The sequence below is a fragment of the Streptomyces sp. NPDC048565 genome (assembly GCF_040650935.1).
Classification (GTDB): Bacteria; Actinomycetota; Actinomycetes; order Streptomycetales; family Streptomycetaceae; genus Streptomyces.
In genome coordinates this window covers 311475-324505 of record NZ_JBEZIH010000006.1, presented here as the reverse complement: position 1 = coordinate 324505, position 13031 = coordinate 311475, and the positions used below count along the sequence as shown (strand labels likewise).

Here is a 13031-nt window from a genome sequence, read left to right as displayed (position 1 = left end):
CCTTCGAAGCCCTCGACCAGCTCGCCATGGAACACCTCCTCAACGTCCGCTGACCCACCCACCGGGGCGCCCACCCGACCACCGGGCGCCCCGGGCACCACCTCCGTGACACCGCCGGATCCACGCAGGGGCTTGACGAAGAGGCCATGGGAGCGTTCCCATGGGCCCCGGCCCCCCTCTCACCGCAAGGGCACCACCGTGACAGAACCTTCCCCGGACGGACGGCCCGGGCGCCGCAGCCGCCGCACCAGGCGGATCGTCGTTCCTCTCACCGCCGTCTCCGCCATCGTCGCCGGCACCGTTCTTTCGGGGTGCGGCCAGCAGCGGGACGAGGACGTCTACACCGTCATGAACTCCTCGACCGACGAGTCCTACCACCGCTGGGACGGTGACACCCTCAAGCGCTGCAGCAAGCAGCTCGGGGTCACCATCGAGCAGCAGAGCGTGCCGGCCTCACAGTTGATGACGAAGGCGCTGCGCATGGCGTCGTCGAAGTCGCTGCCCGACGTCCTTCAGCTGGACGCGTCCGAGATGCCGACCTTCGCCGAGGCCGGCGGGCTGATCCCGCTGAAGGACCTCGGACTGACCACGACGGACATCCCCGAGGGGATCGTCGACTTCGGCTCGTTCGACGGGAAGTACTACGGGGCCGCGCGCACGGTGAACACCCTGGCGCTGTTCTACAACAAGGACACACTCGACAAGGCCGGCCTGAAGGTGCCCACCACCTGGGCCGAGATGCAGTCGACCGCCAAGAAGCTGACCCAGGGCAAGCGGTACGGCCTGGCGCTGAGCGCGGGCGGTGCGGAGGACGGCGTCTTCCAGTTCACCCCGTTCATGTGGTCCAACGGCGGCGACGAGTCGAAGCTCGACACCCCTGAGGTCGCCGGGGCGCTGGACTACTGGAAGGCGCTCCTGAAGGACGGCTCGCTCTCCAAGTCCACGGTCAACTGGACCCAGGCGGATGTGAACGACCAGTTCATGGCAGGCAACGCGGCCATGATGATCAACGGCCCGTGGCAGGTCGAGACCCTGAACACCAAGAAGGGGCTCAACTGGGGCATGGCCGAGATCCCGGTCCCCAAGGCCGGTGACGACTCGGTCGGGCCGCTGGGAGGCGGTGTGCTCACCGTGCCCAACACGGGCGACACCGAGCGCGAGAAGAAGGCCGCCAAGATCATCGGCTGTATGTCCGGCGAGCAGGAGGAGATCTCCTACGCCATCAACAGCTGGATGGTCCCGGCCAACACCAAGGCGGCCGACATCTGGCGGAAGAAGACCCCCGAACTGGCGGCGCTGGCCGACCAGGTCGCCACGGCCCGCTCCCGCACCGCGAAGGTCGGCGCGCAGTGGTCGTCCGTGTCGCTCGCGCTGCAGAGCGCCTTCCAGTCCGCGCTCACCGGCCAATCCAGCGAGGCCGCTCTGAAGCGTGCCCAGCAGCAGGTCACGAGCGGGAACTGAGGTAACGAACCATGTCATCCACCACAGCCTCGGCTTCCGCGCTGCCGGCCGACCCGAAGGCCCCGACGACCGGTGCGACCGGCAAGCCGGTGAACCCGCGTAACGCCAAGCGGCGCAAGGCGCTCGCCCAGTGGGGGTTCATCGCCCCCGCCGTGATCTTCATGGCGCTGTTCTTCGGCTACCCGCTCGTCCGCAACATCGTGATGAGCTTCCAGGACTACTCGCCGTCCACGTTCTTCACCGGCGACGCGCCGTTCAACGGCTTCGACAACTGGACCAACGTCTTCAACGACGGGCTGTTCGGCAAGGCCCTGTGGCAGACGATCCTGTTCACCGTCGGATCGCTCGTCGGCCAGTTCTGCATCGGCCTCGCACTCGCCGTCTTCTTCACCCGCCGCTTCCCGCTGAACGGGATCCTGCGCTCGCTGATCCTGCTGCCGTGGCTGGTCCCGATGGTCGTCTCCGGCATCGTGTGGCGGCGCATCTTCGACCAGGACACCGGTGTACTCAACTCGTTCCTCGGCACCGTCGGCCTCCCCGGTGACACGCCCTGGCTGACGAGCACCAGCATGGCGCTGATCTCGGTGATCCTGGTGAACATCTGGATCGGCATCCCGTTCAACATGGTGATCCTCTACGGCGGCCTCCAGGAGGTCCCCAAGGAGCTGAACGAGGCCGCCGCGCTCGACGGCGCGTCCGCCTGGCGTGCGTTCCGCTCGGTCACCCTGCCGATGCTCAAGCCCGTCATCACCGTGGTGCTGGTGCTCGGCTTCATGTCGACGGTCAAGATCCTCGACCTGGTCCTCGCCCTCACCGACGGCGGGCCCGCCGACTCCACGCAGACGCTCGGCACGCTCACGTACCAGAACTCCTTCGTCCAGATGGACTTCGGTGCCGGCGCCGTGGTCGGCAACATCCTGATCCTGATCTCCGCCGTCTTCGCGGTGTTCTACCTGCGGGTCAACCGCAACGAGGGGAAGTGACCGGCATGGCGACCACCACCCAGATCCCCGCCGCCCCGGCTCCCGCCGTCCACCGGCCCAAGCGCCGCTGGGGTGCGACCGTCTTCGGCGTCGTCGTCCTCGCGGTCATGCTGTTCCCGCTGTACTGGATGATCAACACCGCGCTGCAGCCGGACGCGAGCCTGGTCGACGTGGGCCCCGTCCCCACGGGCTTCGACTTCTCCGGCTTCACATCGGCGATCACCGACCAGGGCACCAACCTGCTGACCTCGCTGGCCGTGGCGCTCGGCGCCGTGGCCATCTGTCTGGCGATCTCCGCGCCCGCGGCGTACGGCCTGGCGCAGTTCAAGCTGCGCGGCAGCAGGACCATCGTCTTCGGCACGCTCATCACGCAGATGGTGCCGGGCATCGTCATCGCGAACGCCCTGTACAGCGCGTACGTGGACCTCGGCCTGGTCAACTCCTACTTCGGCCTGATGCTGGCGGACGCCTCGCTGGGCATCCCCTTCGCGATCGTCCTGATGCGGTCCTTCATGGTGTCGATCCCCCGCGAGGTCATCGAGGCCGCCGAGGTGGACGGCGCGGGCCGTATCCGTACGTTCGTCCAGGTCGTCCTGCCGATGAGCCGCAACTCGCTGATCACCGCCGGGCTGTTCTCGTTCCTGTACGCGTGGAGCGACTTCATGTTCGCGCTCACACTGAACACGACGGACGACGTCAAGCCGATCACCCTGGGCATCTACCAGTACATCGGCGCTCACGTCGGCGACTGGGGCTCGGTCATGGCCGCGTCCGTGCTTTCGGCGGTGCCCGCCGCCGTCCTCCTCGTCCTGTCCCAGAAGTACATCGCTGCCGGAATCACCGGCGGCTCGGTCAAGTAAGGGTATCCATGAGTGACTTCCCCGTCTTCCCGCCCGGCTTCGTCTTCGGCGCGGCCACGGCCTCGTACCAGATCGAGGGTGCCGTGGAGGAGGACGGCCGCGGCCCGTCCATCTGGGACACCTACAGCCACCTGCCCGGCAGGACGGACGGTGGTGACACGGGTGACGTCGCCTGCGACCACTACCACCGCTACCCCGAGGACGTGGCGCTGCTGCGCGACCTGGGCGTGGAGTCCTACCGCTTCTCCGTCGCCTGGTCCCGCATCCAGCCCACGGGCAGCGGGGCGGTCAACCCCAAGGGCCTGGACTTCTACTCGCGGCTCGTCGACTCGCTCCTGGAGGCGGGCATCGAGCCGGCAGCCACCCTCTACCACTGGGACCTGCCGCAGGCCCTGGAGGACAAGGGCGGCTGGCGCGTACGGGAGACGGCGGAGCGCTTCGGCGAGTACACGGCGATCATGGCCGAGCACCTGGGTGACCGGGTGCCGCGCTGGATCACCCTCAACGAGCCGTGGTGCAGCGCCTTCCTCGGCTACTCCGTGGGCCGGCACGCGCCGGGCGCCAAGGAAGGCCGCGGGGCGCTGGCCGCCGCCCACCACCTGCTGGTCGGCCACGGCCACGCGATGAGCGCACTGCGCGCGGCGGGCGTCCGCGAGGCGGGCATCACGCTCAACCTCGACCGCAACGTCCCGGCCACCGAGTCGGACGCCGACCTCGCCGCTGTCGTACGCGCGGACACCCAGCACAACCTGGTGTGGACGGAGCCGATCCTCGCGGGCCGCTACCCGGCCACCGAGGAGGAGACCTGGGGCGAGCTGATCACCGGCCAGGACTTCCGCCGCGAGGGCGACCTGGAGCTGATCTCCCAGCCGATGGACTTCCTGGGCATCAACTACTACCGGCCGATCGTCGTCGCCGCGGCCCCGCACCGCGAGGCGGACCCGGCGCTGCGCGTGGCGACGGACAACCGGTACGCGGAGGGGAGCTACCCGGACGTCCGCAGGACGGCCATGGGCTGGCCGGTCGTGCCGGAGTCGTTCACCGATCTGCTGACGGTGCTGAAGCAGACGTACGGCGACGCCCTGCCTCCGGTGCACATCACGGAGAACGGCTCGGCGGAGTTCGACAGCGTCGAGGCCGACGGTTCCATCCACGACGCCGACCGGGTGACGTATCTGCGGGACCACCTGACGGCGCTCAGGGCGGCCATGGACGCCGGTGTCGAGGTGCGCGGCTACTACGTGTGGTCGCTCCTGGACAACTTCGAGTGGGCGCTGGGCTATGCGAAGCGGTTCGGGATCATCCGGGTCGACTACGACACCCTGGAGCGCACCCCGAAGGACAGCTACCGCTGGTATCAGCAGCTGATCGCGGCCCACAAGGCCTGATCGCCTGATCCCCGGAGCGGGGGCGTATGCGTGCACGAGGACGCGTACGCCCCCGCTTCGCGTTTCCCGGGGCGGTCACGGACTCGGGTGCCCCGCGACGAAGGCGCGCTCCCTGACCGGTCCTGCGTGGTCAGTCCTCCGCGTCGCGGACCAGGAGCGCGATCTGCACCCGGTTCTCGACCGCCAGCTTGGCGAACAGGCTGCCGGTGTGGGCCTTGACCGTCGCGACGGTGATACGCAGCCGCTCGGCGATCTGCGGGTTGCCCAGTCCGTCCGCGATGGCCCGGGCGGTCTCCCGCTCCCGTTCGGTCAGGACGGACAACCGCTCGCGCGCGGCCCCACGGGAGCGGTCACGGGTGTGCGATGACGTCGGTCCCGTGGCCGCGGCGATCACCCGTGCCGTGGCCGCGGGGGACAGTACGGGGTTGCCGTCCGCGACGGTCCGCACCGCGTCCAGGATGCGTGAGGGCGGGGTGTCCTTGAGGACGAAGCCGAGCGCCCCGGCGGCCAGCGCCCCGAGCACCAGACCGTCGGAGTCGAAGGTGGTCAGCATCAGTACGTGGGGTGGCTCCGGCCTGGTGAGCAGCTCCCTGGTCGTGTCCAGACCGTCCCGTCCCGGCATCCGTACGTCTATCAGCACCACGTCGGGCCGTTGTTCGTCCACCACGGCGAGCGCGGCGTTCCCGTCGGCCGCCTCCGCCACGACGGTCAGGTCCGGTTCGCCGTCGATGATGAGCCGCAGCGCCATGCGCACCAGCTGTTCGTCGTCGACGATGACGACCCGTACGGGACCGTGTCGGTCTTCCACTCATGCGCTCTTTTCGTGGCTGTGGGCGGGGCTGTCCGGCCAGGGCAGCCGTGCGGTGAGAACGTACCCGCCATCCGGCGTGGGGCGGTGGTCGAGTTCGCCTCCTGCGAGGGCGATCCGTTCGCCGAGGCCCAGCAGACCGAAGCCGGAGGCCGGTGGCCGTGCGGCGTGTCGCAGGGAGGCCGGTCCGTTGCGGACGCCGATGCCGAAGGTGCCGCCGACGGCGCCGTCGAGGGTGACCCGCACGACCGCGCCGGGTGCGTGCTTGGCGGCGTTGGTCAACGCTTCCTGGACGATCCGGTAGCAGGTACGTCCGACGCCTTCGGGCGGGTTTCCGGTCACGGCGTCGGTGAGCCTGATGTCGAGACCCGAGACGCGTGCGTCGGCCACCAGGTCGGGGACCCGGTCGAGCGAGGGCTGCGGTGGTTCCGGGCGGCCGGGGTCGGCCCGGAGCACGCCGAGGACCTCCCGCAGCTCTTCCAGTGCCTGATGGGAGCTCTCGGCGATGCTGCGGACCAGGACGCGGTCCTCGTCGGCCGAGAGGTCGTCGCGGTGGTCGAGAACCCCGGCCTGCATCGCGACCAGGGAGATGCGGTGCGCGAGGACGTCGTGCATCTCGCGGGCGATCCGGTTGCGCTCCAGGGCCCGTGCCTGCGCCGCCCGCGCGCGCTGCTCCCGCTCCGCGCTCTCCGCCCGCTCCCGCAGGGACCGCAGCTCGACCCGCCGCGCCCCGGCCGCCACGCCGACGGACACCGCGATCCCGGCGGTGGCCGCAGGCACCACGATCTGGATCCACCACAAGACGTCGGTCGAACCCTCCACCGGGTACACCCTGTTGGCGAACTGTGTCGCCGCCACGTAGGCCAAGGACACGGCCCCGATCTCCACCGCGCGGCGGCGGGTGCCGACCGAGCACAGGGCCAGCAGCGCGGCACCGGTGGCGAGCGCGGACACGGTCGAGGCGACCGTGACCGCCAGGGCGATGGCCAGGGGCCACCGGCGGCGCCACAGGAGCACCGTCAGACAGCCCAGGGCCACCAGCGGATCACCGACGAGGATCCAGGAGCCCGGGCCGCCGGACTGGTTCCGCATCAGCGCGAGGGTCGTGAGCCAGACCGGCAGGCTCACGACCACGGCCACCATCAGCCGCCAGGCCTGCTGCCACGACCCGAGCCGTGGCGAAACGTCCTTGTTCACCGGTCCATTGTCGCCACATCGTGCGGCCGGTGGATCAGCCCGAGGGTTGATACGCCTTGGACCCAGGTCCAAGGCGCACCTCTCCCCCGGTAGGAGCCGGTGCGGTCCGCCGGGCCGATGTGCCGGCCGCCCCCCGCGAACAGACTCGTCCGCGTACCGGTAAAGCCCTCACAGGAGGACACCACATGCGCAGAAGTCTGTCCCTCGCTCTCACCGCCGCCGCGCTGACGATGACCGCGCTTCCGGCGTCGACGGCCACGGCGACACCGATACCGAGCACCCTGCGGTGGGGCCCGTGCCCCGAGGGAGCCTCCGCGCCCCGTCTGGAGTGCTCGACGCTCGAAGTCCCGCTGGACCACAGCGATCCGGGAGGCCGGCAGATCGAGATCGCCGTCTCCAGGCTGGCGAGCGAGAAGCCGTCGCAGCGGCGCGGCGTCCTGCTGACCAACCCGGGCGGCCCGGGCGGCTCGGGGCTGACGTACCCGGCTGTCCTCGCCGCGTCGAAGCTTCCGCAGGAGGTGCTGGACTCCTACGACATCATCGGGTTCGATCCGCGTGGTGTCGGCCGCAGTTCGCCGATGACCTGTGACCTGACCCAGGAGCAGCAGCAGCGCGGCAACTTCCCGCCGTACGCGTACACCGCGGGCGACGTCACGCGGGAGGTCGGATACGCGCGGAAGATCGCCGAACAGTGCCGGAACTCGTCGACGGCGTGGATGCTGCCGCACACCACCACCGCCGAGACCGCGCGCGACATGGACGACCTCCGGGCGGCCCTGGGCGAGCCGAAGGTCTCGTATCTCGGCGCCTCCTACGGCAGTTACCTCGGCGCGGTCTACGCGACGCTGTTCCCGGGTCGCGGCGACCGGATCGTGCTCGACAGCAATATGGGTCCCGGCGGCTACGACGTCACGGCCATGCGGTCCTTCGCCCTGGGGATGGAGGACCGCTTCCCCGACTTCGCCGCGTTCGCCTCGGAGCACCCCGAGTACGGGCTCGGCTCCACGCCGAAGCAGGTCACAGCGAAGTTCTACGAGCTCGTGGAGCGGCTGGACACGAAGCCGGTCGAGGGCGTCGACGGGATCGCGTTCCGCGGGTACACCTTCGAGCAGCTCTACGTCGATGCCTTGATGCCCCGGCTCGCCGAGTTCTGGCAGGCGGTCGATACGGGCGGGGAGCTGCCGCTTCCGGAGCAGACGCCGGCCGCGGACGTCGAGAACCTGCTGGCCTCGCGCTTCGCCGTGGCCTGCGGTGACTCGCGCTGGCCGGGCACGGTCCTGGAGTACCAGCGCAACGCCGCCGTCGACCGGCTGAGGTATCCGATGCTGGGCGGCTCCACGGCGAGCATCAACCCCTGCGCGTTCTGGCCGCGGGAGCGGACCGAGCCGCCGGTGCGCATCACCGGCCGGGGGCCGTCGAACGTGCTGATGGTGCAGAACGAGCGCGACCCGGGCACGCCGCTGGCCGGCGCCCGGGAGCTGCGGCGGGCCCTCGGAGGACGGGCGACGATGGTGACGGCCGACCAGGGCGGCCACGGCGTCTACCCGTTCAGCGGCAACACGTGCGTCAAGGACGCTGCGACGACGTTCCTGACCACCGGAGAACGCCCCGCGCGTGACCTCGCCTGCGCGGCGGAACCGGGCGAGTGAGCGAGTGACACGGCCCCGGCGGCGCCGTCAACGCACGGCGTGCGCCGCCGGGTTCTCCAGCACCTCGTGCACCACACGGGCCGCCGCGCCCCGTGCCGCGTCTCCGGAGACGGACGAGGCGCGGAGCCTGCTGCCCTTCTCGTGCCAGCGGCCCGACACCACCCGTGCCGCGAGCTGCGCGTCCGCCGGACCCTCCAGCCAGGGCATCAGGCCGCGGTAGATCCCGCCGAGCACGACGGCCTCCGGGTCGAAGAGGTTCACCGCGCCGGCCAGCACCACGCCCATCCGGTCCCCCGCGGTCCGCAGGGCCCTCAGGGCCCGCTCCTGGCCTTCGGTGGCCCGCCGCTCCAGCTCGGCGACGCCCCGCACACCGGCGTCCGGGACGATCCCGGCAGCCCGCAGCAGTGCCGCCCGGCCGGCGTACTGCTCCAGGCAGCCGTGCGCGCCGCACCGGCACAGGGGGCCCTGCGGGTCGACGACGACATGCCCGATCTCACCGGCGAACCCATGGGCGCCCCGCAGCATTTCACCGTTGACCACGAGCGCGCCGCCCACGCCGATCTCACCGGTGAGATAGAGGAAGGTGCGTACGCCGCCGAGTCCCCCGAACCACAGCTCGGCCAGGGCCGCGAGATTGGCCTCGTTGTCGGAGCCGACGGCCAGCGCCCGCCCGGCCGGACGCAGGGTGCTGAGTGCCTGCCCGAAGATGCCCTCGGCCGCGACCCTGCTCCAGCCGAGGTTGGGGGCCTGCCGGACGACGCCGCCGGAGACGAGACCGGGCAGCGCCAGCTCGACGCCGACCACCCGCAGTTCCTGTTCCCTGGTCGAGGCGATGACCCGGTTCGTGAGCCGGGCGGCGTGGGCCAGGACGTCGGCGGGCGGGATGTCGCGGTGATCGGTGTGCTCGGTGACCCGGACCCGGTCGGTACCGGTGAGGTCCACGGCGCACACGGAGACGTAATCGATGTTGATCTCCACACCGAGCCCCGCGGGACCCGTGCGGGAGAGCTTCAGTACGGTGCCGGGGCGGCCGGCCGATCCGCTGGAGGTCTTGCCCGACTCGCCGATGCAGCCCAGCGCGAGCAGCTCCTCGACGAGCGAGGACACGGCGGCCCTGGTGAGCCCCACGAGGCTCGCCACCCGGGCCCGGGTGACCTCGCCCTCGTCACGGACGGTCCGCAGGACCAGGCTCAGGTTGTGACGCCGCACGGACTCGTGTCCGGCCTTGGCAGCCGGCGAGGTGAGGGTGTTCTTCATGAGGCCCCGAGCCTAAGCGATGTACGCCCCCATCAGCGTCGGAGCGCCGTGGCGACGACCGGGCAGGCTGCCGCCCCCAGACCGTACGCCGCCCCGCGCACCACGACCTCGCCCAGCCGCAGACGCGGTTCGAGCACCCCGTCCTGGCCCCTGCTCACCCTGCTCATGACGGCCCCCCTTGCCTGCCGTGCGTCATCGCCGCACGGTAGCAACGGCGCCCTGCCTCCGGGGCCGTCCGGGGGCCGTCGGCAACGGCGAAGGGCCGCACCCCTCGGGGTGCGGCCCTCGCTCACTTCGCGGTGCCTCTACTTGCGGATGAGGCTGCGGAGCACGTACTGCAGGATTCCGCCGTTGCGGTAGTAGTCCGCCTCGCCGGGGGTGTCGATGCGGACGACGCCGTCGAACTCCACACCGGTGTCGGTGGTGACCTTGACCGTGGTGGGCGTGGTGCCGTTGTTCAGCTCGGTGACGCCGGCGAAGGAGAAGGTCTCCTCACCGGTGAGGCCCAGCGACTCGGCGGTGTGGCCCTCGGGGAACTGGAGCGGGAGGACGCCCATGCCGATGAGGTTCGAGCGGTGGATGCGCTCGTAGGACTCGGCGATGACGGCCCTGACGCCCAGGAGCGCGGTGCCCTTGGCCGCCCAGTCACGGGACGAGCCGGAGCCGTACTCCTTGCCCGCCAGGATGACGAGCGGGGTGCCGGCGGCCTGGTAGTTCTGCGAGGCGTCGTAGATGAACGACACCGGAGCCGCGTCAGCGGTCGCAGCCTGGGTGAAGTCGCGGGTGTAGCCGCCCTCGGTGCCCGGCGCGATCTGGTTGCGCAGGCGGATGTTGGCGAACGTGCCGCGGATCATGACCTCGTGGTTACCACGGCGCGAGCCGTAGGAGTTGAAGTCACGGCGCTCGATGCCGTGCTCCGTGAGGTACTTGCCGGCCGGGGTGTCGGCCTTGATCGCACCGGCCGGGGAGATGTGGTCGGTGGTGACCGAGTCTCCCAGCTTGGCCAGGACACGGGCGCCGGTGATGTCCTCGACCGGGCTCGTCTCCATGGTCATGCCCTCGAAGTACGGGGGCTTGCGCACGTAGGTGGACTCGGAGTCCCACTCGAAGGTGTTGCCGGTCGGGATCGACAGCGCCTGCCACTGGGCGTCACCCGCGAAGACGTCCTGGTAGGACTTGTTGAACATGTCCTCGCCGATGGAGTTGGCGACGACGTCGTTGACCTCGGCCTCGGTCGGCCAGATGTCCTCGAGGTGGACGGGCTTGCCGTCCTGGTCGACGCCGAGGGCGTCCTTGGTGATGTCGACCTTCATCGAACCGGCGATGGCGTAAGCGACGACCAGCGGCGGGGACGCCAGGTAGTTCATCTTGACGTCGGGGTTGATCCGGCCCTCGAAGTTACGGTTGCCGGAGAGCACCGAGGTCACGGCCAGGTCGTGCTCGTTGACCGCCTTGGAGACCTCGTCCGGCAGCGGGCCGGAGTTGCCGATGCAGGTGGTGCAGCCGTAGCCGACGAGGTTGAAGCCGACCTTGTCGAGGTAGGGGGTCAGGCCCGCCTTGTCGAAGTAGTCGGTGACGACCTTGGAGCCCGGGGCGAGGGTGGTCTTGACCCACGGCTTGCGGGTCAGGCCCTTCTCGACCGCCTTCTTCGCCACGAGCGCCGCGGCGACCATGACGTACGGGTTCGAGGTGTTGGTGCAGGAGGTGATCGCGGCGACGGTGACGGCGCCGTGGTCCAGCTCGTACGTCGTGCCGTCGGGGGCGGTCACGGGGACCGGGTTCGACGGGACGCCGTTGGAGGCGGCCGGGGAGTCGGAGGCCGGGAAGGACTCCTTGCCCGCCTCCTCGTCGTCCGCGACGTAGTTGCGTACGTCCTGGGCGAACTGCGCCTTGGCGTTCGCGAGGACGATGCGGTCCTGCGGGCGCTTCGGTCCTGCGATGGAGGGGACGACCGTGGAGAGGTCGAGCTCCAGCTTCTCGGAGAAGTCCGGCTCGGCGGCCGGGTCGAGCCAGAGGCCCTGCTCCTTGGCGTACGCCTCGACGAGCGCGACCTGCTGCGCGTCGCGGCCGGTCAGGCGCAGGTACTTCAGCGTCTCGTCGTCGATCGGGAAGATCGCGGCGGTGGAGCCGAACTCCGGCGACATGTTGCCGATGGTGGCGCGGTTGGCGAGGGAGGTGGCGGCGACGCCCTCACCGTAGAACTCGACGAACTTGCCGACGACGCCGTGCTTGCGGAGCATCTCGGTGATCGTCAGCACGAGGTCGGTGGCGGTGGTGCCGGCCGGGAGCTCGCCGGTCAGCTTGAAGCCGACGACGCGCGGGATGAGCATGGAGACCGGCTGGCCGAGCATCGCGGCCTCGGCCTCGATGCCGCCGACGCCCCAGCCCAGCACGCCGAGGCCGTTGACCATGGTCGTGTGCGAGTCGGTGCCGACGAGGGTGTCGGGGTACGCCTGGCCGTTACGGACCATGACCGTGCGGGCCAGGTGCTCGATGTTGACCTGGTGGACGATGCCGGTGCCCGGGGGGACGACCTTGAACTCGTCGAAGGCGGTCTGGCCCCAGCGCAGGAACTGGTAACGCTCCCGGTTACGGCCGTACTCCAGCTCGACGTTCTGCGCGAACGCGTCGTTGGTGCCGAACTTGTCGGCGATGACGGAGTGGTCGATGACCAGCTCGGCCGGGGCCAGCGGGTTGATCTTCGCCGGGTCGCCGCCGAGCTCCTTCACGGCCTCACGCATGGTGGCGAGGTCCACGACACACGGGACTCCCGTGAAGTCCTGCATGATCACGCGGGCCGGCGTGAACTGGATCTCCTGGCTGGGCTGGGCCTGCGAGTCCCACCCGCCCAGCGCCCGGATGTGGTCGGCGGTGATGTTCGCGCCGTCCTCGGTGCGGAGCAGGTTCTCCAGCAGCACCTTCAGGCTGTAAGGGAGGCGCGCGGAGCCCTCGACCTTGTCCAGCTTGAAGATCTCGTACGACTCGTCGCCCACCTGCAGCGTGCTGCGGGCGTCGAAGCTGTTCGCCGACACGACAGTCTCCTTCTTCGATGTGCGCGTACAACCGATCCGCGCCTCATGTGCGGCCGGCGCCGCCTGCGGCCCCCACGATCCGCTAAGGTAAGGATTAGTTAGGTAACCCTTACCGAGCGGCGGCTGCGGTGCGCCTCGGCAGATATCTCGATGTCGAGATAACTCTAGTACATCACCGCCGCCCGGTCATGCCCGGGCACCCTGTTCGCGCCCATCCGGCCCAGGCGTTCACCCGGCAACCGGACCCCTCACCCGATCGGCCGAGCCCCGCACGCGAACTCACCGGGCGCGCCCGACCCTTCACATAGGCGCCCGACCGGGACCCCGGCACCGGGACGTCACCCGAACCCCACACCCCCCGCACGGTCGCCATCTCATATCTGAGATAGCGTGCAG

10 protein-coding genes are annotated in these 13031 nt (G+C 70.1%); 5 read left to right on the top strand and 5 right to left on the bottom strand.

Features of this window, described 5'->3' with window-relative positions; translation table 11 throughout:
* Positions 1-198 precede the first annotated feature (198 nt).
* Genes AB0C75_RS10810 through AB0C75_RS10795 form a run of 4 tightly spaced genes read left to right on the top strand, consistent with a single transcriptional unit; the run spans position 199 to position 4692 of the window.
* Positions 199-1461 (top strand): sugar ABC transporter substrate-binding protein, encoded by a 1263-nt coding sequence (locus AB0C75_RS10810; protein WP_362889155.1) that lies wholly within the window; start codon positions 199-201, stop codon positions 1459-1461.
* An 11-nt stretch (positions 1462-1472) separates the two neighbouring features.
* Positions 1473-2444: a sugar ABC transporter permease gene (locus AB0C75_RS10805; protein ID WP_362889153.1), complete on the top strand. Its 972-nt coding sequence runs from the start codon at positions 1473-1475 to the stop codon at positions 2442-2444.
* Positions 2445-2449: 5 nt separating this feature from the next.
* Complete coding sequence (locus AB0C75_RS10800; RefSeq protein WP_362889151.1) at positions 2450-3304, top strand: carbohydrate ABC transporter permease; 855 nt, start codon at positions 2450-2452, stop codon at positions 3302-3304.
* A gap of 8 nt (positions 3305-3312) precedes the next feature.
* Positions 3313-4692: a GH1 family beta-glucosidase gene (locus AB0C75_RS10795; protein ID WP_362889149.1), complete on the top strand. Its 1380-nt coding sequence runs from the start codon at positions 3313-3315 to the stop codon at positions 4690-4692.
* A gap of 130 nt (positions 4693-4822) precedes the next feature.
* On the opposite strand, the gene AB0C75_RS10790 is transcribed toward AB0C75_RS10795, so the two are convergent.
* Together AB0C75_RS10790 and AB0C75_RS10785 are read right to left on the bottom strand one after the other, a co-directional pair.
* On the bottom strand, positions 4823-5500 hold the full coding sequence (locus AB0C75_RS10790) for a response regulator transcription factor (protein WP_362889147.1): 678 nt from the start codon (positions 5498-5500) through the stop codon (positions 4823-4825).
* Positions 5501-6643, bottom strand: coding sequence for a histidine kinase (locus AB0C75_RS10785; protein ID WP_362889194.1), 1143 nt, complete (start codon positions 6641-6643; stop codon positions 5501-5503).
* A 239-nt stretch (positions 6644-6882) separates the two neighbouring features.
* Here AB0C75_RS10785 and AB0C75_RS10780 point away from each other — a divergent pair, with 239 nt between their 5' ends.
* On the top strand, positions 6883-8346 hold the full coding sequence (locus AB0C75_RS10780; protein ID WP_362889145.1) for an alpha/beta hydrolase: 1464 nt from the start codon (positions 6883-6885) through the stop codon (positions 8344-8346).
* Positions 8347-8373: 27 nt separating this feature from the next.
* Here AB0C75_RS10780 and AB0C75_RS10775 read toward each other — a convergent pair whose 3' ends face one another.
* The 3 genes from AB0C75_RS10775 to acnA all read right to left on the bottom strand — a co-directional run bounded on the left by AB0C75_RS10775 (position 8374) and on the right by acnA (position 12635).
* Positions 8374-9603, bottom strand: a complete 1230-nt coding sequence (locus tag AB0C75_RS10775) for an ROK family protein (protein WP_362889142.1) — start codon at positions 9601-9603, stop codon at positions 8374-8376.
* A 32-nt stretch (positions 9604-9635) separates the two neighbouring features.
* Positions 9636-9770 carry a hypothetical protein gene (locus AB0C75_RS10770; RefSeq protein ID WP_362889140.1) on the bottom strand — a complete coding sequence of 45 codons (135 nt, stop codon included), beginning with the start codon at positions 9768-9770 and terminating at the stop codon, positions 9636-9638.
* 138 nt (positions 9771-9908) lie between these two features.
* Positions 9909-12635: an aconitate hydratase AcnA gene (gene acnA / locus AB0C75_RS10765; protein ID WP_362889138.1), complete on the bottom strand. Its 2727-nt coding sequence runs from the start codon at positions 12633-12635 to the stop codon at positions 9909-9911.
* Positions 12636-13031 lie beyond the last annotated feature (396 nt).

Bases quoted from the DNA above. Each gene is read 5' to 3' on its own strand.
- AB0C75_RS10805 (WP_362889153.1), top strand. From the start codon at position 1,473: ATGTCATCCACCACAGCCTCGGCTTCCGCGCTGCCGGCCGACCCGAAG.
- AB0C75_RS10800 (WP_362889151.1), top strand. From the start codon at position 2,450: ATGGCGACCACCACCCAGATCCCCGCCGCCCCGGCTCCCGCCGTCCAC.
- AB0C75_RS10795 (WP_362889149.1), top strand. From the start codon at position 3,313: ATGAGTGACTTCCCCGTCTTCCCGCCCGGCTTCGTCTTCGGCGCGGCC.
- AB0C75_RS10785 (WP_362889194.1), bottom strand. From the start codon at position 6,643: ATGGTGGCCGTGGTCGTGAGCCTGCCGGTCTGGCTCACGACCCTCGCG.
- AB0C75_RS10780 (WP_362889145.1), top strand. From the start codon at position 6,883: ATGCGCAGAAGTCTGTCCCTCGCTCTCACCGCCGCCGCGCTGACGATG.
- AB0C75_RS10775 (WP_362889142.1), bottom strand. From the start codon at position 9,603: ATGAAGAACACCCTCACCTCGCCGGCTGCCAAGGCCGGACACGAGTCC.
- AB0C75_RS10770 (WP_362889140.1), bottom strand. From the start codon at position 9,770: ATGAGCAGGGTGAGCAGGGGCCAGGACGGGGTGCTCGAACCGCGTCTG.